This is a genomic window from Streptomyces sp. NPDC102270, assembly GCF_044766405.1.
In the GTDB taxonomy this organism is placed as follows: Bacteria; Actinomycetota; Actinomycetes; order Streptomycetales; family Streptomycetaceae; genus Streptomyces.
Window position 1 is genome coordinate 314,761 of the sequence record NZ_JBIWLX010000011.1, and the last position, 23,388, is coordinate 338,148.

14 protein-coding genes are annotated in these 23,388 nt (G+C 71.4%); 10 read left to right on the plus strand and 4 right to left on the minus strand.

Annotated features, from left to right (window positions below):
- Both ACIRP7_RS24775 and ACIRP7_RS24780 read left to right on the plus strand, forming a co-directional pair.
- On the plus strand, positions 1-642 hold the full coding sequence (locus ACIRP7_RS24775; protein ID WP_403663418.1) for a prolyl hydroxylase family protein: 642 nt from the start codon (positions 1-3) through the stop codon (positions 640-642).
- Positions 639-3,866, plus strand: a complete 3,228-nt coding sequence (locus ACIRP7_RS24780) for an MFS transporter (RefSeq protein WP_403663421.1) — start codon at positions 639-641, stop codon at positions 3,864-3,866. Before ACIRP7_RS24775 ends, ACIRP7_RS24780 begins: the two co-directional genes overlap by 4 nt.
- A gap of 582 nt (positions 3,867-4,448) precedes the next feature.
- Here the strand turns inward: ACIRP7_RS24780 and ACIRP7_RS24785 are convergent.
- Positions 4,449-7,409: a GH59 galactosidase gene (locus ACIRP7_RS24785; RefSeq protein WP_403663424.1), complete on the minus strand. Its 2,961-nt coding sequence runs from the start codon at positions 7,407-7,409 to the stop codon at positions 4,449-4,451.
- Positions 7,410-7,577: 168 nt separating this feature from the next.
- On the opposite strand from ACIRP7_RS24785, the gene ACIRP7_RS24790 reads away from it, so the two are divergent.
- On the plus strand, positions 7,578-9,392 hold the full coding sequence (locus tag ACIRP7_RS24790) for an ABC transporter ATP-binding protein (RefSeq protein WP_403663427.1): 1,815 nt from the start codon (positions 7,578-7,580) through the stop codon (positions 9,390-9,392).
- A 10-nt stretch (positions 9,393-9,402) separates the two neighbouring features.
- On the opposite strand, the gene ACIRP7_RS24795 is transcribed toward ACIRP7_RS24790, so the two are convergent.
- The 3 genes from ACIRP7_RS24795 to ACIRP7_RS24805 all read right to left on the minus strand — a co-directional run bounded on the left by ACIRP7_RS24795 (position 9,403) and on the right by ACIRP7_RS24805 (position 12,977).
- Entirely contained in the window at positions 9,403-10,425 is a 1,023-nt protein-coding gene (locus tag ACIRP7_RS24795; RefSeq protein WP_403663430.1) for a TolB-like translocation protein, read from the minus strand.
- Positions 10,426-10,681: 256 nt separating this feature from the next.
- Positions 10,682-12,100 (minus strand): MFS transporter, encoded by a 1,419-nt coding sequence (locus ACIRP7_RS24800; protein ID WP_403663433.1) that lies wholly within the window; start codon positions 12,098-12,100, stop codon positions 10,682-10,684.
- Positions 12,101-12,125: 25 nt separating this feature from the next.
- Entirely contained in the window at positions 12,126-12,977 is an 852-nt protein-coding gene (locus ACIRP7_RS24805) for a glycosyltransferase (protein ID WP_403663436.1), read from the minus strand.
- A 249-nt stretch (positions 12,978-13,226) separates the two neighbouring features.
- Here ACIRP7_RS24805 and ACIRP7_RS24810 point away from each other — a divergent pair, with 249 nt between their 5' ends.
- The 7 genes from ACIRP7_RS24810 to ACIRP7_RS24840 all read left to right on the plus strand — a co-directional run bounded on the left by ACIRP7_RS24810 (position 13,227) and on the right by ACIRP7_RS24840 (position 23,367).
- Positions 13,227-14,666, plus strand: a complete 1,440-nt coding sequence (locus ACIRP7_RS24810) for a sugar transferase (protein ID WP_403663439.1) — start codon at positions 13,227-13,229, stop codon at positions 14,664-14,666.
- Between the two features lie 23 nt (positions 14,667-14,689).
- Positions 14,690-15,745 (plus strand): Gfo/Idh/MocA family protein, encoded by a 1,056-nt coding sequence (locus tag ACIRP7_RS24815; protein WP_403663442.1) that lies wholly within the window; start codon positions 14,690-14,692, stop codon positions 15,743-15,745.
- 30 nt (positions 15,746-15,775) lie between these two features.
- Complete coding sequence (locus ACIRP7_RS24820) at positions 15,776-16,759, plus strand: NAD-dependent epimerase/dehydratase family protein (RefSeq protein WP_403663445.1); 984 nt, start codon at positions 15,776-15,778, stop codon at positions 16,757-16,759.
- Positions 16,756-17,895: a DegT/DnrJ/EryC1/StrS family aminotransferase gene (locus ACIRP7_RS24825; protein WP_403663448.1), complete on the plus strand. Its 1,140-nt coding sequence runs from the start codon at positions 16,756-16,758 to the stop codon at positions 17,893-17,895. Before ACIRP7_RS24820 ends, ACIRP7_RS24825 begins: the two co-directional genes overlap by 4 nt.
- Positions 17,892-18,581 (plus strand): acetyltransferase, encoded by a 690-nt coding sequence (locus ACIRP7_RS24830; protein WP_403663450.1) that lies wholly within the window; start codon positions 17,892-17,894, stop codon positions 18,579-18,581. Before ACIRP7_RS24825 ends, ACIRP7_RS24830 begins: the two co-directional genes overlap by 4 nt.
- Positions 18,578-19,696 (plus strand): DegT/DnrJ/EryC1/StrS family aminotransferase, encoded by a 1,119-nt coding sequence (locus ACIRP7_RS24835; protein WP_403663453.1) that lies wholly within the window; start codon positions 18,578-18,580, stop codon positions 19,694-19,696. Before ACIRP7_RS24830 ends, ACIRP7_RS24835 begins: the two co-directional genes overlap by 4 nt.
- Before the next feature lie 233 nt (positions 19,697-19,929).
- Positions 19,930-23,367, plus strand: coding sequence for a DUF4082 domain-containing protein (locus ACIRP7_RS24840; RefSeq protein ID WP_403663456.1), 3,438 nt, complete (start codon positions 19,930-19,932; stop codon positions 23,365-23,367).
- Positions 23,368-23,388 lie beyond the last annotated feature (21 nt).

Sequence of the window (23,388 nt, forward strand, 5' to 3'; positions counted from 1 at the left end):
GTGTCCCTCGTCGACATCGAGACCATCAGCCGGGCCGAGCTGGAACAGGACCCGTTCGGCCACGCCGTGATCCCCCGCTCGTTCGTCACGGACGCCGTCGCCGAGAACCTGCGCGGCGAGTTCAGTGACGCCGGCTTCGAGGAGTCCGAGCGCACGGACCTGAACCGGTCCGACAAGCAGTACCGGATGTTCAACCGCAACCTCGTCACCGCCGGTGCGGTCGACGAGGACCAGGTGCGCACGCTCCCCGCGAACTGGCAGCAGCTCGTCGCGGACGTCGTCTCCCAGCCCTACCGCGAGGCACTGTCCGCGCTCACCGGCGTGGACCTGGAGCGGAGCCTGGTCGAGGCCCGCATGACCCGCTACGCCCGGGGCTGCTGGATCGAGCCGCACACCGACCGCCCGGACAAGGCGGTGACCCACCTCTTCTACTTCAACGACGGGTGGGACCCGGAGTGGAGCGGTGACCTGCGGCTGCTGCGCAGCGCCGACATGGACGACTGCGCGAAGCGGGTGGCGCCGACCACCGGGACGTCCGTCGTGCTCGTCCGCTCGGACCGGTCCTGGCACGGCGTCCCGCCGGTCGCCGACACCTGCCCCGTGGACCGGCGGGCGCTGCTCGTGCACTTCGTCCGCCCGTGACCCCGTTCCGGATCGGCCGGGGACGGGAGACGCCCGGGAAGCGCACCTACCTGGTGGCGCTGACCGTCGACTGCGTGGGCAACGGCCTGTGGACGCCGGTCGCGCTGATCTTCTTCACCCGGGGGCAGCACCTCCCCCTGGCGCACGTCGGTGCCGCGCTGACGGTCGGCGGGCTCCTCGGCCTCCTGGCGGGACCGGTGAACGGCCTGCTGGTGGACCGGTGGGGTCCGGCGAACGGGGCGGCCCTGAGCTACGCCGTGCGCACCGGGGTGTTCGCACTGTTCCCCTTCGTCTCCGCCACGTGGCAGGTCGGCGCGCTCGCCGTCGTCGCGGCCGCCGCGGACCGGCTGTTCTGGACGGCCAGCACACCGCTGCTGGCCCGGCTGGTCCCGGCCGAGGCGCTCATCGGCGTGCTGAGCACGGCGAGCGTGCTGAAAGTCAGCGGGTGGGCGGCGGGCGGCGCGATCGGCGCGACCGCCGGGGGCCTGCTGATCGACAGCGGTACGGGACTGCACCTGGTCGCCTACGCCAACGGCCTCACCTACGCCGCGGCCATGGTCCTGGTGCTCACGGTGCGTCGGCACGTCCGGACCTCCCCCGCGGCCGAGCCTCCGGCCGACGGACGGGCGTGGCGGTGGCGCGACCTGCGTGACGACCCCGGCTTCCTGCGGCTGTGCCTGCTGACGCTGTTGCTGGCGTTCGTCGCCGACTGCCTGACGGCGATGCTCCCGGTGGTCGCCATCGTGGTGCTCGGGCAGCCGTCGTGGGTGCCCGGGGTGGTGATCGCCGTCGCCTGCGTGTCGATGGCCGTGGCCCGGCGCCCCGCGGTCGCCTACGCGCGGCGTGTCCCCGCCCCGCGGGTGCTGCGCCTGGCGTGCTGCTTCTTCACCCTGGCGGTCCTCGTCATGGCGCCGTCCGGCTGGGCGGGGCCGGCCACCACCGCGGTCGTCCTGTGCGCGGCGCTGATCGGCACGCTCGGCGACGCGCTGTTCGCCCCGGTCGTCACCACCACGGCGAACGCCGCCGCGCCGCCCGGTCTGGAGGGCCGCTACAACGCGACCTTCCAGACGGCCTTCGGGATCGCGGGCGCCGTCGCCCCGGCGGCCGGGACGGCGCTGCTGGCCCACGGGAACACCGTCCTGTGGCTCGGCCTGGCCGTCGTCTGCGCCGGGACGGTCCTGTCGGTCGGGTTCCTCACGCGGCCCACCCGGCCGGTAGCGGCGCCCGCACCCACGCCGCTGCGGCGGGTCGTCGTCGGCGGGATCTCCGGCGCGGGCAAGACCACGCTGGCCGCCGCCCTCGCCGGGGCGCTGGACATCCGGCACATCGAGATGGACGCGCTCTACCACGGGCCCGGGTGGACCCACCGGGCCGAGTTCGCGGACGACGTGGAGCGCGCCACGCGAACACCCGCGTGGATCTGCGACGCCCAGTACCACTGGGTCGTCGGCGACCTGCTCGCCGAGCGCGCCGACACGTTCGTCTGGCTCGACCTGCCCCGCCACACCGTCATGAGCCGCGTGCTGCGGCGCTCGGTGGTCCGGGCCGCCACCGGCCGCGAGCTGTGGCACGGCAACCGGGAGACCTGGCGGTCGATGCTGCGCAACCCGCGCCACCCGCTGCGCTGGGCCTGGTCCCAGCACGCCACCCGGCGGGCCGAGACGGCCGCTTTCCTCGGCCTGCACCCCGGCCTCGCCGTCGTCCACCTGACCAGTGCGAGTCAAGCGCGGCAGTGGCTGCGTTCGATCGAACACCGGCCCCTTTCACCCGCCCCGTCACCACTCAGCGCAGGAGGTACCCCCATGCAGGACCGTCGGCGAGAACCCGTTCCCCCGGGCGAGCCGCTACTGGAGATCCACGGCGGGAACCGGCTCTCCGGGTCCGTCCGCACCTCCGGGTTCAAGCACTCCCTGGTCACCACGGTGGCCGCCGCGGCCACCGCGAGCGCGCCGGTGCGCATCGGAAACTGCCCGGACATCGTCGAGACGACGGTGCTGGGCGAGATCTTCCGCGCGGCGGGCGCGCACGCGCACTACGACGGGCCGGCCGAGACGTTCACCGTCGACGCGTCCGCCTGGGACCGTGCGGAGCTGCCGGCCGATCTCGTCGGCCGCATCCACGGCTCGCTCTACTTGCTGCCCGCCCTCGTCTCGCGCAACGGCGTGGCCCGGCTGCCCGCGAGCGGCGGCTGCACGATCGGCGAAGGCCCGCGCGGCAGGCCGGTCGAGCACATGCTGGACGTGATGGGGCGGTTCGGGGTCACCACCCGGCTGACGGCGGACGGCTCCGTGGACCTCACCGCGCAGCGGCTCACGCCGTGCACCATCGACATGCTCGACTACACGCGCAACAAGGCGCTCATGAGCGGGCCCTGCTACAGCGGTGCGGTCAAGACCGCGCTGCTGATGGGTGCGGTCACGCAGGGGACGACCACGCTGCACCACCCGTATCTCAAGCCCGACGTGACCGACATGGTCACCGTGCTCCGTGACCTCGGCGCCGACATCGAGTTCGCAGGGCCCGAGACGTGGGTGATCCGCGGGCGGGGCCCTCAGGCACTGGACCGGCCCGCCGACGTCACACTGATCCCCGACCTGATCGAGGTGGTCACCTGGATCTGCGCCGGCGTCCTGCTGGCGGACGAGCCGCTGCGGATCACCGGCCCGGGCATCGACCGCGCGGTCCACGCGCTCGCGCCCGAGTTCGACCTGCTGGACCGCATGGGGGTGCGCGTCGACGTCGGCGCCGACGAGGTGACCGCGCATCCGCTGGCGAAGCCGTTGCGGCCGGTGGAGTTCACCGCCATGTCGCGCGGCGTGTTCAGCGACAGCCAGCCCTTCTTCGCCCTGCTGGCGGCGTACGCCGAAGGCCCCACCCACATCAGGGAGGCCGTCTGGGAGCACCGCTTCGGCTTCGCCCCGGAGTTGGAGGCGCTCGGCATGCGGACGGCGGTCGACGACACGGTCCTGCGCGTCGACGGCCCCTGCCCGCCGTACCGGCCCGGCACCGACCTCCACGCCACCGACCTGCGCGCCGCCGCGGTCCTGCTGCTCGCCGCGCTCGCGGTACCGGGCCGGACCACGCTGCGCAACCACCACCACCTGGCCCGCGGTTACCGCGACCTGGTCGAGGACCTGGTGAAGCTGGGCGCCGACATCCGGCACACGACGGCGCCCGACGTCCGGCCGAAGCTCACGGCGGGGGCCGGTGCGGACCCGGCCTGACGTCCTGAGCCTCGACCGCGACGGGGCCCTGCTGGAGTAAGGAGGCCCTGGGCGCGCTCGCCATCACCGCCCGTCCGGGCGGGCGCGTCCCAGCCTCATGAGTGCAGGAACCGCTTCCCCACGCACTCGCCGGGCGCCGGGGTCGGGGGACGTACGCGAGCGCCGACGCACGGTGTTCCGTGGACGGGTGCAGGTCGTCCCTCGTCGCGAGGGAGAAGACCCCACGTCGTCGTGTTCGTGCCGGCGTCCGATGGGCGCACCGGAGTCCCGGTGCCGGCCGATCGTCTGTTCCGACACTGGAATCCGTTACCGCCGCCCTGCCCGGGCATGCATGGGCCTCCCCGGCATTCCTGTCGGCTGACTGGACCGAACGGCGGCCGGCTCGGCGCCGCGTGTACGGCCGACGCCCTCGCGCATCCGGACTACATGCTCGGGACAAGTTCCCTCAGGAACGTAGCGAAACCAACAAGGGCGGCGACGGCGGACGTCTCCGGGGGCCAGGACCTGGAGTTCACATCCTGTCGTCCCGACGGTGACGAGCGGCGGGTCTGCCAGAAAGGGCGGGCCCGCCGCTCGCGTTGGTCAGCCCTCCTCGCGGACCAGCCCGCCGTAGGCGTCGCCGAGCCTGCTCGCGAGCTGTTCGACGCCGAGAATGTCGAGACCCCGCTGTCCGGACACCGCGTGCCTGGCGGCCTTGCGTGCGGAGGCGAACAGGGCCCAGGAGTCGGCCGTGTAGTCGCTCCGGTCCGGGGAGCCCACCGCCTCCAGGGCACTGCGGACCGGTGTCGTGTCGACCCGGCCGTCCACGTCGCCGGAGAGCGCGGTGAACGCGTCGAGGACGATCTTCCCGGACTTCAGGGTGAAGGTCACCGAGTGCCTGCCGTCGGGCAGGCCGCGGAGCGAGTACGTCGCCTGGCGCTTGTCGGTGGCGGTGGTCCTCGCGTCCCGGGCGACGGGCCGGCCGTCCACGGAGACGTCGAGGACGGCGCTTCCGTCGTTGCCGCCGATGACGTCGATGCCCGTGCCGCGGAACGGGACGGTGACCGTCGCGCCGGCGGTCGCGCTCGTCGACATGGACCGGTACCAGTTCATCGCGTCGCCGAGGGCGGCGTTCCGGCTCCAGGTGCCGGCGTAGGCGACCGAGCTGTCCATGTTGTCGGTCAGCGTGGTGGCGTACGGGGTGTAGCCGGCGACCTTCTCGACCCTCAGGTCGTCGAACGCGGTGCGGTGGAAGTCGGTGCCGAGCTTGACGCGGCCCTCGGTCACGGGCGTCGGGTCCAGGTAGGTGGCGACGGCCTGTCCGTCGACGTACGCGGTGACGGTCGCGCCCCTGGCCTCGACGGCGAGGCGGTAGCCGTCGGACGCGGCGACCGAACCGGTGCGGATCACCGTGCCGTACCTGTAGAGCGTCCAGCTCCCGCTCGGGCCGATCCCGACGCTGTACGCCGCGTCGGTCGCCGCCATGCCCTTCTGCTGGCGTACGCCCAGGGTGGCGAGGCCGCCCTGCGGGTCCGGGAAGGAGACGTCGACCGAGGCCCGGTAGTTCTCCCAACGGAAGTCGCCGACCGTGGTGTTGGGGGTGTTCCGGTTCCAGGCCCCGGTGTCCTTCATGGACTGGTCCAGGTACTGGTACAGGACGTTGTCGCCGTCCGGGTCCTTGCCGACCTCCCACGCGCCGGTCTGGTCGACCAGGTAACGCGGTTGGTTGCCACGGGACTCGAGGTACGGCTGGGAGACCTTGCGGGCCCCGTCGTCCGTGCCGACCCGGACCCGGCCCTCCTCCTCGTACCCGAAGTCGTCGGCGTACAGGACGGTGTCACGGGTCTCGTGCCGCTTGCCGGTCGCGTCGGTGTCGAGCACGGTGCGGGCCGCGGACTCGGGCAGGCGCTGCAACGTCGCCTTGTCGTGGCCGCGGTCGAGCGTGGTGAACGTGACGATCGAGCGCGGCCGCACGGTGTAGGTGTAGAAGCCGTCGCCGTCGGGGCGGAGTTCGGCGGCGAGGTGCTTGAAGTTCGCGTCGTAGGCCTGGCCGGGGTCCGCAGCGCGGGTCTCCCAGACCTCCATGGTGGGATCGCCGCCCAGGTCCATGTTCTCGGCCTTGATCCGGTAGGTCGTCGTGCGGTCGCTGTCGTTGACGGCGATCGTGGAGAAGTCCCTCTTCTTCGGGTCGGCGAGCGTCATGTAGCTGGGCGCGCCGTTCGAGCCGTCGACGTTCTCGGTGCCGCTCACCCCGCTGTAGCTCGCCTCCGGCACGGTGCGCCAGATGCCGGCCGTGTTGGTGTCGTTCTCCCAGCCGGTCTTCGCGAACTGGGTGAAGTGCTGCATCACGTACACGGCGGCGTCGTAGTGGATGCTCCCGGACCACGGGTCGCGGGCGCTGACCAGCTCCTTGTGGCTGTACTGGGCGCCCTCGTAGAAGGCCCCGATCGCGGGCTGGAAGATGTAGTGCGTCCGCTTGGAGTTGGCGTAGCTCTTCACGGAGCGGTTGGCGATGTCGAGGGCGCTCTGCACACCGCCGATCCCGGTGCTCGCGCCGCCCGGCCCCTCGGTGTTGGCCACCCGGTAGTCCGTCCAGCCGAAGGAGCCGACGCCCTCGCTGTACCAGACCTCCTTGTCCTGGCCGGAGGCGTTGTCACCGGTCGCCAGCTTCGAGTAGGGCCGGTAGGTGGCGCTGTCCGGCGTGCCGTCGAGACGGTCGTCGGTGGTGTAGTGGTAGCCCACCGCGTCGACCGCGCCGAAGAGTTCGGTGTCCGTGAGCATCGCCGGGCCGATGTTCTTCGTGGTGTTCTCGTCCGAGGCGACGATCTTGATGGCGTGATACGCCTTCGCGGCCGCCTGCTGCTGACGAGGCGTCAAGCCATAGCGGAAGTCGGCGAATTCGGTGTCGTTCGCCACGGCGTTCTTGTACCACTTGACGAAGGAGAGGTCGGGTCTCGTGGTCTCGTTGGTGTCCGGATCGACGTAGTCGACCATGTACCCGTACTTCTGGTACGCGTCGAGGATCGTCTCCTTGTACCACTTGTACATCTCGTCGGTGCCGGTGCCCTTGTTCCACTCGGTCTGGACCCACTGGGGCATGACCCAGCGCAGGATCGAGACCTTGAGCTTCGGGTTCACCGTCTTGGCGTCGGCGGCCAGCTGGAAGCCGGGAGAGCGGGACGCGTCGGCGAGTTCGTCCGCCGTGCGCATGGTCGCGGGGTCGGAACCGGTCGACGTGTTCGTGTCCGAACCCATCTCGATCTTGACGTGGTTTATGAGCGGGTTCCGGCCGCCGAACAGCACTCTGACGAGCTGCCAGTAACGGTCGGGGTGCTCCGCCTTGTAGTCCATCAGCAGATTGCTCGTGCTGTTGCAGCTGAGCAGACCGAGACCCTTGTAGGTCAGGCCGTTCACGTTGCCGGCGCGTACGTCGTTCCCGTCGACCACGATCCGCACGGGATCGTCCGCGGAGTGCGCGGCCGGTGCCGCGGTCACTCCGGCCGCCAGTGCCATGGTGGTCGCCGCGGCGAGCGAGGCCCATCCGAATCTTCGCTGCATACCCATTCGGGGGACCGTAGGTGGCAAGCGCTTTCTGCGTCAATCCCCTTGCGGCACTTGAGATTTCGCCCGTCACCGTGGGCCTGACCTGCCGAAAAACGCGTGGACCGCGAAGGTGCCGCCGCGGGACACTGCCGAACTCGGACCGCTACTCCCCATACACACAGGGTTAGGATGCAGACGCCTGAGCTGGAGAAGATCACCCCGCGCAGGGGCGCGGTGCGCCTCGCACTTCGTTACTACGGACGGGAGTTGGCCCGGCTCCGCCGGCTGACGGCTCCCGCCATGCTGCTGTTCGCGCTGGGCGGCATCGGCCTCAACTACATCGCCCCGCTGATCGTCGCGAAACTCGCCGGAGACATCGCCGACGGCGGCGGACTCACCCCCGGGTCGGCACTGCCGTACATCCTGGGTTTCGCCGGTGTCCTGCTGCTCGCGGAAGGGCTGTGGCGGGTCGCCCTGCACTGCATGAACCGTCTCGACGCCCTCGGCATCGAGCAGCTGTACGTCATCGGGATGGACGAACTGTTCGCCAAGGACGCGACGTTCTTCCACGACAACTTCGCCGGTTCGCTCACCAAGCGCGTCCTGAGCTTCGCCACCCGTTTCGAGCCGTTCGTCGACACCCTGGCCTTCCAGGTCGTGGGCAATGTCGTGCCGCTGCTGTTCGGCTCGGTGGTGCTCTGGCGCTACGAACCGCTGCTCGTCGTCGGCCTGTTGACGATGATCGCGGTGACGGCGCTGTGCGCGGCGCCCCTCATCCGGCGCCGCCAGGCACTGGTCGCCGAGCGCGAGGCGGCGGTCGCCCGGGTCTCCGGGCACGTCGCCGACAGCCTGATGAACATGGACACCGTCCGGGCGTTCGGCGCCGAGGAACGCGAGGCAGCCGAACACCGCTCCCGCGTCGCGGTCTCACGCCGGCTCATGCTCCGGTCGTGGGACTACGGCAATCTGCGCATCGACACCTTCGTCGCGCCGATGTCGGTGCTGACCAACGCGCTGGGCCTGCTGCTCGCGGTCACCCTCGGTGGGGGCGAGCACGGTGTGGAGGCGGTCGTGGTCGCCTTCACCTACTACTCCAACGCGACCCGGATCATGTTCGAGTTCAACCAGATCTACCGTCGCCTGGAGAGCTCGATGACGGAGGCCGCGCAGTTCACCGAACTGCTGCTGACCCCGCCGACCGTGCTCGACCCGCCGTCGCCCGAGCCGCTGCTGCCCGGGCCCGCCGAGGTCCGCTTCGAGGGGGTGAGCTTCGCCCATGCGGGCGCCGGGCGGCTCTTCGAGGGGCTCGATCTGGTCGTGCCCGGCGGGACCAAGGTGGGGCTCGTCGGCCGCTCCGGTGGCGGCAAGACCACGCTCACCCGGCTGCTGCTGCGGATGCAGGACATCGACGGCGGCCGGATCCTGGTCGGCGGACAGGACATCAGCAGACTGCGCCAGACCGACCTGCGCGGTCTGATGGCCTACGTCCCGCAGGACCCGGCGATGTTCCACCGGAGCCTGCGCGACAACATCGCCTTCGCCCGGCCCGAGGCCACCGACGCCGAGATCCGCCGTGCCGCCGAGGCGGCCCACGTCACGGAGTTCGCCGACGCGCTGCCGGAGGGCTTCGACACCCTCGTGGGCGAGCGCGGCGTCAAGCTGTCCGGCGGACAGCGCCAGCGCGTCGCCCTCGCCCGGGCGATCCTGCGCGACGCGCCGATCCTGCTGCTCGACGAGGCGACCAGCGCCCTGGACTCGGAGAGCGAGATCCTGGTCCAGGAGGCGCTGTGGCGGCTCATGGAGGGGCGGACGGCACTCGTGGTGGCCCACCGGCTGAGCACGGTCGCCGGCATGGACCAGCTCGTCGTCCTCGACCGCGGGCGGATCGTGGAGCAGGGCAGCCACCAGGAACTGCTCGCCCTGGACGGCCCGTACGCGAAGCTGTGGCGCCACCAGTCGGGCGGGTTCCTCGAAGACGACCCCGTGGAGGCCGAGTTGCACTGACCGCGATCTGCTACAGGGGTGCCGGGGAGGAGGCGCCCGCGATCAGCAGACGGGGCGTGCCCGTGCCGTTCGCCGGGACGCTCCACAGGTCGCTGGTGCCCACCTTGCCCTCGGCGGGCAGGGCGTAGGCGACGGTCCTGTCGTCGAGCCAGGTGGCCTGGTCGTCGACGCTGTGGCGTTCGGCGAGCGGGGTCTGCTTGAGGGTGCGCAGGTCCAGGACGTACTCGTGCCACAGGTCGGTCCGGGACAACACCCGCTTCTTGAAGGCCACCCGGGTTCCGTCGGGGGAGAGCGAGGGGCACTCCACGTTCTCGACCAGAGTGGTGACCTCGCGGCCGGACAGCGAACCCCGCACCAGGTAGGTCTTGTTGGCGGAGTTGAGGGTGGCGTAGAAGGTGTCGTCGTCCGAAGCGAAGGTGACGCCCCAGAAGTTGACGTCCGCGGCCCGGTAGGACCTGCCGTCCAGGGTGATGGCGAAGGACTCCAGACTGGGCGTCAGTTTCATGGTCCGGGTGTCCAGGACCGAGGTCCGGGTGGCGAAGAAGGCCGACGCGTACGACTCGCCGGAGACGAAGACGGTCCAGGCGACGAAGCGTCCGCTGGGGGAGACCCGGGCCCGGCTGGGGGTGCCCGCGAGCGCGTAGGTGTGGCGGGTGCGCAGGTCGGCGTCCAGGAGCAGGGCGCGGTTGCTCTGCTTGAGGACGCCGGGGTTGGACTGGAGGCAGATACCGGTACCGGCGGCCGCGTAGAAGCGTGCGCACTTGAGGTCAGAGGCGGTCCGTCCGGCCTTCGGATCGGCGGACGGGACCGAGGCGACCGCGGTGCGGTGCGGGCCCGCGGCCGCGTTGATGAAGGTCAGGCGGTTCTTCTGGTCGAGCGTCAGCTTGCCCGTGCCGACGGCGGGGCCGCCCGACTGGGGCCGGTTCGCCCGGTTCGCGCGGTCGGCGGCGTGCAGCACCAGGCCCGTGCCCACGCCCGCGAGCAGCAGGACCGCCGTGAGCAGAACGAGCAGGCGGCGGCGTAGCGGTGTCATGTGGTTCCTCGATGTGGCGGTGGTGGTCGTCGGGGCCCCCTCGGTGGCGCGGGGGCTCGGAGGCGAACGGAGCGCGGCATGGCCCGGAGCTTCTCGCGGGCGTCGGGGCTGTCGGTCCCGGTGGTCGCGCGGGAGGACCGGAGCAGCCGTACGGTCCGCTCCAGCATGCGGGCGCGCGGGCCGGCTGGAGCTCGGCCGGGGGGCCCGTGCGGCTGTGGTGGTCGTCGGGGCCCCTGGACCGTCGGGGCCCTGGTGGTCATCGGTTGCCGCCCGTCGGCCGCAGCACCCTGCTCGCGACGGCCGCGCAGCACAGCAGGCCGACCGCCGACGCGGCCAGCGCCGGGCCGTCCCCCCACACCGTCCAGGCCGCGCCGAAGGCCAGCGAGCAGCAGAACCGGGCCAGCGCCTGGCTGGTGCCGACGATGGCGAGGCCGCTGGCGCGCAGCCGCGCCGGCACGATGTCCGCGAGGGCGGCCGGGAGCACGCCGTCGGTGGCCGCGTAGAACACCCCGTGCAGGGCGAGCACGAGGAAGGGCAGCACCGGTGTGGCCGGCGCCCACAGCAGGAGGGCGTAACCCGTCAGCAGTGCTCCGTGCCCCGCGAGGAACACGGTGTACCGTCCGACCCGGTCTGCCAGCGCCCCGACGGGCACGGCCAGCAGCAGGAACACGACGGCGGTGCCCAGCGGGAGCAGCGTGAACCACTGTTCGGCGATGCCCGCGCGGCGTTGCAGGAGCAGGTAGACGAAGGCGTCGCTGACGGTGGTCAGACCGAGGAGGGCGGCGCAGCCGGTGAGGGCGCGCAGCCGGGGCAGCCGCAGGAGCGCGAGCGCTTCACGGACGCGGACCGGGGGCCTGTCGTCGGTGGCACCGGGCTCGTCCGCGCCGGTGACCTGCCGCCCGCCGGGTGCGACCAGGCCCGTGCCGGGCGCCTGCTCGGTGGGCGCGCCGTGCCGTGCGCCGGGCACGAACGCCTGCGGGGCATCGCCCGGGTTCTGCCGCCCGGTGGGTGACGGCTCCGCGCCGGCCGCCGGCCCTCCCTGCCGTCGTCCCGGCACGAACAGCACCAGGACGACCACGCCGAGCACCGCCACACACGCGCTCACGCCGAACACCGCGTCATAACCGTCGGCCGCCGCGCTCAGGATGAGGAAGGCGGCGAGCGGGCCGAGCATCGCGCCCGTGGTGTCCATCGCCCGGTGCACACCGAAGGCCCGGCCCTGTTTCCCGGACGGTGTGGACAGGGAGATCATCGCGTCGCGCGGGGCGGTGCGCAGGCCCTTGCCGGTGCGGTCCAGGGCGAGGACCGTGCCGAGCGCGCCGATGCTGCTCACGAGCAGGAGCAGCGGCTTGCACAGCGCGGACAGGCCGTACCCGAGGCCGGCGAGGAGTTTGTGGTTGCGAATGCGGTCGGCGAGGTGGCCGCCGGTCAGCTGGACCAGCGCGCTGACCCCGTTGTAGACGCCGTCGAGGGTGCCGAAGGCCAGCGGGCTGAAGCCGAGCGTGCTGACGAGGTAGAGCGGCAGGACCGCGGTGACCATCTCCGAGGAGATGTCGGTGATCAGGCTGACCGTGCCCAGCACGAGCACGACCGGGGCGACCCCGGGCCGCAGACCGCGTCTTCGGCCCTGTCCGGTGTCCGCCTCCGCGGGCGCGGAGCGGTCGGTGAGGTACATGTCGGTACTCCGGATCTGCTGCGCTTCAGTGCTGTCTGCTGCTCTCGTCCCGCAGCCAGGTGCCGAAGTCCTGGGCCCGGATGGCCTTCGCGGCCCCGCGCCGGGCGACGACCGCCGCCGCGAGGAAGACTACGACACCCGTGAGCAGCCTCGGTTCGGCGCGGACCAGGGCGATCAGGTCCGCCTTGCTCGTGCGCGCCGAGGTCTCTTCCGGGCCCTGGTGCTGCTGTTCGACCTGGGCCGTGGACACCGCCGCCCGGATCCGCCGTTTGATCAGATCCGGCCATGTTCGCGGCGGCTGGACCACGACCAGGGCCGCGTCGACCACGAGCCGCTCCTCGGGCGTGAAGGCCAGGGAAGCGGCCAGGTCGTCGGCCATCAGCGGCGGCAGGGCCGCGATCCGGGCGTGCCCCGCCTTGGAGACCGCGATGACGCCCCGGCCGAACAGCCCCTCGCGGACGGCGGGCAGCCGCTGCCACACCCGGTAGTAGGCGCGCACCCGCCAGGCGCAGCCGGCCAGCGGAATGCGCCGCTCCGGCGCGGTGGCGAGGATGCCCGAGGTGTCGTCGTCGAGGGGCGCGGTCAACGCCCGTACGTCGGCGCCGCCGAGCACGACGTCGGCGTCCACGTAGAGGCGGGGAAAGCCCCGCGCGTGGTCGTCACCCGCCCGCAGAGCGGCGTGTTTGGACGGCACGGGGATCTCGACCACCCGCACGCGCGGACCGCGAGCGGCCGCGGTCCGCGCGGTGTCGTCCGTGCAGCCGTTGCACACGACCACGATGTCTGTCTCGTCCTCCGAGGAATCGGCCAGAAGTGAGTCGAGGAGCCGGCCGATGACTTGCGCCTCGTTGTGGGCCGGGATCACGATGCTCGTCACCTGGGCAGTATGCAGGCGATGTCACTATTGCGATGTGTGTTTCGTCCAGCTGTTCCCGTGACTGCGTTCGGTGGTCTAGATTGAGGGCCGCCGAACCGGTTTGGGTGGGGAACGTGAGGCGCTAGCCGACATGTATGGGGACATGCGGCGGTTGGGGAACCGCTGAGGCTTCCTTTGTTTTTCAGCTGCCGCTGTGTTGGGGACGCATCGGTGTTCGGTCAGGGGTAACCGTGCACGTGTGGGGGGCGCATGACCATTGAGGTCACGCATGAGCAATTGCTTGTGGAACACAGGACTCCGCAAGGTCGCCGAAGACCTTGGGAGCAGAGGTACCGGATCGTCCTGCTGGTCGCGGACAGCCTCGCGGCTGTTGCCGCGGCCTTCGTGATCCACGCGGTGTACGGCCGCTGGGCGGTGGCCCTGGTGCTGCCCCCGACGTGGATCGTGGCCATGGTGGCCCACCGCTCCTACGACCGCAGCGCCCTGGGACTGGGCACCGAGGAGTACCGACGGGTGCTCCGGGGCGCCGTCGCCCTGCCGGCGCTCGCCGCGGTCGCGCACTGGTCGTTCACCCACGATGCGGGCCTCCTTCATGACATGATCATGGCCGCGTTGCCCGCCGGCCTCCTCGCCGTGCTGGTCCGGTACGCGCTCCGGCGCAGGCTGCACCGCAGGTGGGCGAGGGACCGGGGCCGCAGCGCCACGCTCCTGGTCGGGCCGGCGCACGGCATCGCGGAGCTGGTCGCCGTGCTGCGGCGCGACGGTGTCCAGGAACTCCGGGCCGCGGGCGTGTGCCTGAGCGATCCGGAGAACGCTTCGGCGGTCCGCAAGTTGGGGCTCCCGGTCCTCGGTGGTGTGGACACCATGGACGACGTCATCCGGGCCATGGGCATCGGCACCCTGGTGGTGCTGCCCGCGCCCGAGTTCGACGCCTCCGTCCTGCGCCGGATGTCCTGGACCGCGGCCGCGCGGGGCGTCGACTTCCTGCTGGCCCCCGTCCTGGCCGACGTGTCCGCGGCCCGGCTCGCGGTACGGCCCACCAACGGGGTGCCGCTGGTGCGCGTCCAGGCGCCGAACCTCTCCCGGACCTCCCGGCTGCCGAAGGAACTGCTGGATCGTTCCTTCGCCGCCGGCCTGCTGCTCCTGCTCGCGCTGCCCATGCTGCTGATCGCCCTGATCATCCGCCTGGACAGCTCAGGACCGGCACTCTTCCGGCAGCAGCGGGTGGGCCGGTACGGAGACCACTTCACCATGTTCAAGTTCCGCACCATGCGCCCCGACTCGGAGGCGCTGCGCGCGGAACTGGAGCACCTCAACGAGAACAGCGACGGTCTGCTGTTCAAGGTGAAGGGCGACCCGAGGATCACCCGGGTCGGCTCCTTCCTGCGCCGCAGTTCCCTCGACGAACTGCCGCAACTGATCAACGTGGTCAAGGGCGACATGTCGCTCGTCGGCCCGCGCCCGCCCTTGCCCGAGGAGGTGGAGGAGTATCCGGCGGAGGTCAGACGCCGGCTGCTCGTGAAGCCCGGCCTCACCGGGCTGTGGCAGGTCAGCGGCCGCTCGGACCTGCCGTGGGAGGAAGCGGTCCGGCTCGATCTCGCATATGTGGACAACTGGTCGACCAGCCTCGACCTGTCCATCCTGGCGCGCACCACGACAGCGGTGGTGCGCGGAACGGGGGCCTACTGATGGACCGAAGGAAGAGGGACCACGTGACGCAGAGCAGCGAGCCGCTGGGGGTGGCGGTCGTCGGGGCCGGCTATTGGGGACCCAACCTCGTCCGCAACTTCCAGGCGAGCGAGCAGTTCCGGCTGCGTTCGCTGGTCGACCTCGACGTCGACCGGGCCCGGCGGGTCCTCGGCGGCTACTCGACCGTCGAGGCCACCTCGGACTACGCGGCCGTACTCGCCGATCCCGAGGTGGCCGCCGTCGCGGTGGCCACGCCCGCCGGAACCCACCTCGACATCGCCCTGGCCGCCCTGCGCGCCGGCAAGCACGTCCTCGTGGAGAAGCCGCTCGCAGCGACCTACGCCGACGGGATGCGGCTGGTCGCCGAGGCCGAGGAGCGCGGGCTCACGCTGATGTGCGACCACACCTACTGCTACACGCCCGCCGTGGGCCGCATCCGGGAACTGGTCCACTCCGGCGAGCTCGGCGAGGTCCACTTCGTCGACTCGGTCCGCATCAATCTCGGGCTCGTCCAGAAGGACATCGACGTCCTGTGGGACCTCGCCCCGCACGACCTGTCCATCCTGGACTTCATCCTGCCCGCGGGCGTCGAGCCGGTCGCCGTCGCCGCCCACGGGGCCGACCCGATCGGCGCCGGACAGGCCTGTATCGCCTATCTGACGCTCACGCTCAGCACCGGGGCCATCGCCCACGTGCACGTCAACTGGCTGTCGCCGACGAAGGTGCGCACCACCATGGTGGGCGGCTCCAAGCGCACCCTGCTCTGGGACGACCTCAACCCCCTCCAGCGGGTGTCCGTCTACGACCGCGGTGTGGACATGGCCGCGCCGCAGGAGATCGGCGCCGACGAGCGCCGGGACATGCTCATCTCGTACCGCTCGGGAGACATGGTCGCGCCCGCGATCGGCGAGAAGGAAGCGCTGCGCAGCATGGTCGACGAGTTCGCCGACGCCATCGGGACGGGCCGGGCGCCGCTGACCGACGGCCGGGCGGGCCTGAGGGTGCTGGACATCCTCGAAGCGGCCTCCCGGAGCCTGCAGTTCAAGGGCGCGGTCGTCGGCCTGCGCGCCGGGCGTTGACAGATCCCATCACCTGAGAGGCAACCGCAGTTGAGCACCGTACGTGGCAAGAAGATCCTGGTCACCGGGGGAGCGGGCACCATCGGCTCCAACCTGGTCGACCTGCTGGCCGAGGGCGGCGCCCGCGAGATCGTCGTACTCGACAACTTCGTGCGCGGGCGCCGGGCCAACCTCGGCAAGGCCCTGCCCAGCGGTGTGGTGGAGGTCGTAGAGGGTGACGTCCGGGACGTCGACACCGTCAAGAAGGTCACCGAGGGCGCCGACCTGGTGTTCCACCTCGCCGCGATCCGCATCACCCAGTGCGCGGAGGAGCCGAGGCTCGCCAACGAGGTCCTCGTCGACGGCACCTTCAACGTGCTGGAGGCGGCGGCCGCGGCCGGCGTCGGCAAGGTGATCGCCTCCTCCTCGGCGTCCGTCTACGGCATGGCCGAGGTCTTCCCGACGACCGAGCGCCACCACGCCTACAACAACGACACGTTCTACGGCGCGGCGAAGGCCTTCAACGAGGGCATGCTGCGCAGCTTCCATGCCATGTACGGGCTCGACTACGTGGCGCTGCGCTACTTCAACGTGTACGGACCCCGGATGGACATCCACGGCCTGTACACCGAGGTGCTCATCCGCTGGATGGAGCGCATCGAGTCGGGCGAGCCGCCGCTGATCCTCGGCGACGGCACCCAGACCATGGACTTCGTCGACGTCCGCGACATCGCCAGGGCCAACATCCTGGCCGCCGAATCGGACGTCACCGACGAGGTGTTCAACATCGCCAGCGGCAGCGAGACCTCGCTGCGCGAGCTCGCCGACGGGCTGCTGGAGGCGATGGGCGCCGAGGGGCTGGAGCCGGTGCACGGTCCCGCCCGGTCCGTGAACTCGGTGGTGCGCCGGCTCGCGGACACCACCCGGGCCGCCGAACGGCTCGGGTTCACCGCCGAGATCGACCTGCGCACGGGCCTGAAGGACCTGGTCCAGTGGTGGCGCGCGGAGCGCTCCGCCGAGGGGGCCGCCGAGTGAGCACCGACCGCATCCCCGTGATGATCCCCTGGCTCGGCGAGGAGGAGGCCCGCGCCGCCTCCGACGCCGTGCTGTCCGGGTGGGTCGCCCAGGGCCCCCGGGTCGCCGCCTTCGAGCGGGCCTTCGCCGAGCGGGTGGGCGCCGAGCACGCCGTCGCGGTCAGCTCCTGCACCACCGCGCTGCACCTCTCTCTGGTCGCCCTCGGCATCGGGCCCGGCGACGAAGTGGTGGTGCCCTCGCTGTCGTTCATCGCCACCGCCAACGCCGTACGGTACGTCGGCGCCGAGCCGGTGTTCGCCGACGTCGACCCCGTCACCGGCAACCTGACCCCGGCCACCGTGGAGCAGGTCCGCACCGCCCGCACCGAGGCCGTCCTCGCCGTCCACCAGGGCGGCGTACCTGCCGATGTGCACGCCCTGCGCGCGGCCTGCGCCGACTGGGACCTGCCGCTGGTCGAGGACGCGGCCTGCGCCATCGGCTCGACCGTCGGCGGCAAGCCCGTCGGCCATGGCGCGCTGCTCGCCGCCTGGTCCTTCCACCCCCGCAAGCTCGTCACCACCGGCGAGGGCGGGATGATCACCACCGACGACGCCGACTGGGCGGCCCGGCTGCGCCGGCTGCGCGAGCACGGCATGAACGCCTCGGCGGCACAGCGCCACGCGAGCAACAAGCCGGTCCTGGAAAGCTATCTGGAAGTCGGCTTCAACTACCGGATGACCGACGTGCAGGCCGCGATCGGTCTGGTCCAGCTCGGCAAGCTCGACGCGATGATCGCCCGCCGCCGCGAACTGGCCGCACGCTACGACGCGTTGCTGCGCGACGTCCCCGGCCTCACGCCCGTACGCGACCCCGCGCACGGACAGAGCAACTTCCAGTCCTACTGGGTGCTGCTCGCCGAGGACTTCCCCGTGGGCCGCGACGACCTGCTCGAAGCGCTCGCCGACGCCGGAGTCTCCGCCCGGCGCGGGATCATGGCCGCACACCTCGAACCGGCCTACGCGGAGCACCCGAGCGTGCCGCTGCCGGTCACCGAGCGGATCAGCCGCGACTCGCTGATCCTGCCGCTGTTCCACACGATGACCGAGGCCCAGCAGGACCGAGTCGTCGCGGCACTGCGCGAACAGGCCCGCGGATGACCGCACTCGTGATCGTCGGCGCGGGCGGCTTCGCCCGGGAGACCGCCCAGGCCGTGGCGGACACGGGCGCCTTCGAGCTGCTCGGACACCTCGACGACAACGCGGGCCTGCACGGCACCGATGTCGCCGGCGTGCCCGTCCTCGGCAGCTGCGAGCTGGTCCACGAACTGCCCGAGGCGCGGGTGGTGATCTGCGTGGGCAATCCGCGCGACTACGCGGCCCGCGCCCGGCTGGTCCGGCGGCTCGCACTGCCCGAGGAGCGCTACGCCACCGTGGTCCACCCGACCGCGGTCGTCTCGGCGGACTCCGGGATCGGTCCCGGCTCGGTCCTGCTCGCGCACTGCGTCCTGACCGCCGCCGTACGGGTGGGCGCCCATGTGGCAGTGATGCCGCAGGTGGTCCTCACCCATGACGACGTGGTCGAGGACTACGCGACACTCACCTCCGGGGTCCGCCTGGGCGGGGGAGTGCGGCTGGAGCGCGGCGCCTACGTGGGCTCCGGCGCCCTGGTCAGGGAGGGCGCGACCGTCGGCGCCTGGTCACAGATCGGCATGGGCAGTGCCGTGCTCGACGACGTACCGCCGGGTGAGGTCTGGGTGGGGAGCCCGGCCCGACGGCTGCGCGCGGCGGGCGCGCCCGCGCTGGACGAACTCGCAACGCCGACAGTGGGGGGACCACTGACATGAACCAGATTCCGCTCGTGGACCTCAAGGCGGCCCACGAAGAAGTCGCCGACGAGGTCCGGGCCGGTTTCGACCGGGTACTGGCGAACACCGCGTTCGTCGGCGGCGACGAGGTCCGCCAGTTCGAGCGCGAGTACGCCGAGTTCGGCTCGGTCGCGCACTGCGTGGGGGTCGCCAACGGCACCGACGCCGTCGAACTCGCCCTGCGCGCGAGCGGTGTGGGGCCCGGCGACGAGGTCGTCGTGCCCGCCAACACCTTCATCGCCACCGCGGGGGCCGTGGCCCGGATCGGCGCCCGCCCGGTCCTCGCCGACTGTCTGCCGGACAGCCATCTCCTCGACCCCCAGGCCGCCGTGGAGGCCGTCGGACCGGCGACCCGCGCGGTCGTACCGGTCCACCTGTACGGACAGATGGCCGAGGTGACCGACCTGGCCGCCCGGCTTCCCGAGCGGGTACGGGTCGTGGAGGACGCCGCCCAGTGCCAGGGCGCCACCCGCGACGGCCGCTCACCGGGCAGCGGCACCGTCGCGGCCACCAGCTTCTACCCGGGCAAGAACCTCGGCGCCTACGGCGACGCGGGCGCGGTGCTCACCGACGACGAGGAACTCACCGGCCTGGTAAGGGCGATGGCCAACCACGGCGGTGTCGCCAAGTACCGCCATGACGTCCCCGGCTTCAACAGCCGCCTGGACGGACTCCAGGCCGTCGTCCTGCGGGCCAAGCTCAAGCGGCTGGCGGACGGCAACGCGGCCCGCCGGGCGGCCGCCGCCCGCTACGACGAACTGCTCGCCGACCTCGCGTCCGCCGGCCGGGTCGTCCTCCCGGTGACGGCCCCCGGCAACGTCCACGTCTGGCACCTGTACGTCGTCCAGGTCGCCGGAGCCGACCGCGACGACCTCGTCGGCAAGCTCAACGCCGAGGGCATCGGCGCCGGGGTGCACTATCCCGCCCCGGTCCACCTCACCCCGGCCTACCGCCACCTCGGCCACGAGCGGGGCGACTTCCCCAACGCCGAGAGGGCCGCGGAGCGGATCCTCTCGCTCCCGCTGTACCCCCAGATCACCCCCGACCAGCAGCAGCAGGTCGTGGCCGCGCTCGCCGAAGCGCTCCGAGGCTGATCGGTCCCCTCACCGCACGCCTCACCCCCGACTTCAGGGTCGGTCCTGCACAGCACCGCTGAGAGGTACACATGAACAGATGGAGCAGACGGTTCCGGGGCGGGCGCCTCGCCGTCATAGCCGCTTTGGTATGGGCTGTGCTCCCGCAGGCGGGGTCCGCACAGGCGGCTTCCGATCCCTGCGGTACGGGCTCGAACCCTGTCGTATGCGAGAACTCCAAGGCGGGCAGCCCCATGTCCGACTGGTACTCGCCCAACGCCTACGGTGACATCAAGGGGTTCTCCACCAAGGAGAGCGTCCAGGCCGGTGACAACGTCCAGTTCAAGGTCCAGTCGCCGGTTTCGTACCGTGTGGAGATCTACCGCCTCGGCTGGTACGGCGGCGACGGGGCGCGGCTGATCTCGACCGCCGCCCAGGCGGCGACGACCTACCCGGCCAACTACACGACGAAGCCGGCCAACTGCACCACCAAGGCCGCCACCGGCCTGGTCGACTGCGGCAACTGGCCCGTGACCGTGAACTGGACGGTGCCCAGCGACGCCGTCTCCGGCCTGTACATCGCGAACCTCACGCAGACCGACGGCGACGGCCTGATGCCGTACCCGTTCGTCGTCCGCAAGGACTCCAGCACCTCCGACGTCGTCGTGCAGACCAGTGACCAGACCTGGCAGGCGTACAACGACTACGGCGGCCAGGACCTCTACGGCGGCACGGGCCCGGCGCCCGACGGCCGTGCCTACGAGGTCAGCTACAACCGGCCGCTGGACATCGGCGGCGACAACGGCATCTACGGCTCCGAGTTCATGATGCTGTCCTGGCTGGAGCGCAACGGCTACGACGTCAGCTATCTGTCCGGCGTGGACGTGTCCACCAACGGCGCCACCCTGCTGAAGAAGCACAAGGTGTACCTGTCCTCGGGCCATGACGAGTACTGGACGCAGAGCCAGTACTCCAACGTCCTGGCGGCCCGCAAGGCAGGCGTCAGACAGGCCTTCTTCAGCGGCAACGAGGTGTTCTGGAAGACCCGGCTCGCCCCGAGCATCGACGGCGCGAGCACGGCCAACCGCACCCTGGTCTGCTACAAGATGACCAAGATGGCGCAGAACAACGGCATCGCCGACCCCAGCGGTGAGTGGACCGGCACCTGGATGGACCCGGCCAGCACGAACTACGGTCAGAGCTACCAGCCGCCGAACATCCTCACCGGCTCCATGTTCACGGTGAACGGCTACCGCTCCGACGCCATCACGGTCCCCGGCTCGTACGGCAAGAACCGGCTGTGGCGGGGCACGTCCATCGCGAACCTCACGGCGAGCCAGACGGCAACCTTCCCGACCGGGACGCTCGGCTACGAGTGGGACAGCGACATCTCCAACAGCACCAGACCGGCCGGCGCCATCGACCTGTCGTCCACGACGGTGGACATCAACGACGGGAAGTACCGCCTCGACTGGGGCAACATGTACGGCAACGGCACCGCGACGCACAACCTCGTCGAGTTCCGCGACCAGGACTCCGGAGCCCTGGTGTTCGGGGCCGGAACCGTGCAGTGGTCGTGGGGCCTGACCAACCTGCCGACGTACGACCCGGCGGACACGGTGGTCACCGAGGACGCCCGCATGCAGCAGGCGACCGTGAACATCCTCGCCGACATGGGCGTCCAGCCGCTCACCCGGCAGAGCAACCTCGTCGCCGCCACGGCCACCACCGACACCACCGGCCCGGCCGTCACCGTCACCAGCCCGGCCTCCGGGGCCACGGTCCCGGCGCTGAAGCCGGTCACCGTCAAGGGCACCGCCTCCGACTCCGGCGGCGTCGTCGCCCGCGTCGAGGTGTCCACCGACGGCGGATCGACCTGGAACGCCGCCACCGGCCTCACCTCCTGGAGCTACACCTGGACCCCGACGACCCCGGGCGCGGCGTCGATCAAGGTCCGCGCGGTGGACGACAGCGTCAACATCGGCGCCACCACCACCCTCGCTCTGACCGTCGGCCCCCAGGCCTGCCCCTGCACCATCTGGCCGGCCTCCGCCGTCCCCGGCACCGTCAACGCGGGTGACGGCAGCTCCCTGGAGCTCGGCGTCAAGTTCCGTACCACGGTGGCCGGTTCCATCACCGGTGTCCGCTTCTACAAGTCGCCGGCCAACACCGGCACCCACACCGGCAGTCTGTGGAGCGCCTCCGGCACCCGCCTGGCCACCGGCACCTTCACCAGCGAGTCGGCCTCCGGCTGGCAGCAGCTGAACTTCTCCACCCCGGTGACCGTCAAGGCCAACACCACCTACGTCGCCTCGTACTTCGCCCCCAACGGCGGATACTCCTACGACGGCGGCTACTTCTCCGACAAGGCCGCAGGCCTCGCCCCGCTCACCGGACTCCAGTCCGGCACCGACGGCGGCAACGGCGTCTACCGCTACAGCTCCACCAGCGCCTTCCCGTCCTCGGCGTCCTCCGGCAGCAACTACTGGGTCGACGTGGTGCTGGACACCTCGACGGCCAGCACGACCCCGCCGGCGGTCACCTCCACCTCGCCGACGTCCGGCGCGACCGGTACGTCGATCACGGCACCGGTGTCGGCCGTCTTCGACCACGCCGTCGACGCCGACAGCCTGACGTTCACCGTGAAGGACCCGGACGGCAACACCGTGCCGGGCACCAAGACGCTTCCCGCGTCGAACAAGGCGACCTTCACCCCGTCGACCGAGCTGTCGCTGCACACCACGTACACCGCGTCCGTCCAGGCCTCCGACCTGTGGGGCAACGCCATGGCGGACCCGGTCACGTGGAGCTTCACCACCAGTTCCCAGCCGCCGGCGGTCACCTGCCCCTGCACGCTGTGGAACTCCTCCGCCACCCCGGCCACGGCCGCGGTGACCGGTGACGGCAACTCGGTGGAGCTGGGCACCCGGTTCACGTCCTCGGCGAACGGCTGGATCACCGGCGTCACGTTCTACAAGGGCGCGACCAACACGGGCACCCACACCGGCAGCCTGTGGTCCGACGACGGCACGCTGCTCGCCACCGGCACCTTCACCACCGAGTCGGCCTCCGGCTGGCAGACGATGACCTTCGCCACCCCGGTGGCCGTCACCGCCGACACCGCCTACGTCGCCTCCTACCACGCGCCCAACGGCAACTACGCGGTGGACGGCGGCTACTTCTCGGCGGCCCACCAGTCCTATCCGCTCACGGCCACGGCCGACACCGGCGCCCACCACAACGGGCTCTACCGGTACGGCAGTTCGGCGGCCTTCCCGAACGGCTCCTACGGATCCGCGAACTACTGGGTCGGCCCGGTCTTCACCGCCGACAACCCGAGCGCGTCCCTGGCGACGGCCAACGCCGCGGAGGTGACCGCGTCCTCGCTGGCGCACACCGCCGACGCGACGAGCCCGCTCGTCACCACCCTGCCCGCCTCGGCCAAGCTGTCGTCCGTCAAGGCGACCGTGACCGTCCTGAGCGGCTCCAAGGCCGCCAAGAAGCTCCACGTCACGGCCGTCACCTCCTACAACAGGGCCACCCACAAGGTGTCCGTCCACCTGTCGTCGCCCCTGCCGGACGGCACCCGGTTCAAGGTCGGCGTCAAGGCCCTGGACAGGAAGGGACACACGGTGAAGTCCCAGACCTGGACCCTGACCAGCAAGACGACCGTCCGCAAGAAGAAGAACTGACCGACCAGAACCCACCGGTGG

Bases quoted from the DNA above. Each gene is read 5' to 3' on its own strand.
- ACIRP7_RS24830 (WP_403663450.1), top strand. From the start codon at position 17,892: ATGACCGCACTCGTGATCGTCGGCGCGGGCGGCTTCGCCCGGGAGACC.
- ACIRP7_RS24785 (WP_403663424.1), bottom strand. From the start codon at position 7,409: ATGGGTATGCAGCGAAGATTCGGATGGGCCTCGCTCGCCGCGGCGACC.
- ACIRP7_RS24835 (WP_403663453.1), top strand. From the start codon at position 18,578: ATGAACCAGATTCCGCTCGTGGACCTCAAGGCGGCCCACGAAGAAGTC.
- ACIRP7_RS24795 (WP_403663430.1), bottom strand. From the start codon at position 10,425: ATGACACCGCTACGCCGCCGCCTGCTCGTTCTGCTCACGGCGGTCCTG.
- ACIRP7_RS24800 (WP_403663433.1), bottom strand. From the start codon at position 12,100: ATGTACCTCACCGACCGCTCCGCGCCCGCGGAGGCGGACACCGGACAG.
- ACIRP7_RS24840 (WP_403663456.1), top strand. From the start codon at position 19,930: ATGTCCGACTGGTACTCGCCCAACGCCTACGGTGACATCAAGGGGTTC.
- ACIRP7_RS24810 (WP_403663439.1), top strand. From the start codon at position 13,227: ATGACCATTGAGGTCACGCATGAGCAATTGCTTGTGGAACACAGGACT.
- ACIRP7_RS24790 (WP_403663427.1), top strand. From the start codon at position 7,578: ATGCAGACGCCTGAGCTGGAGAAGATCACCCCGCGCAGGGGCGCGGTG.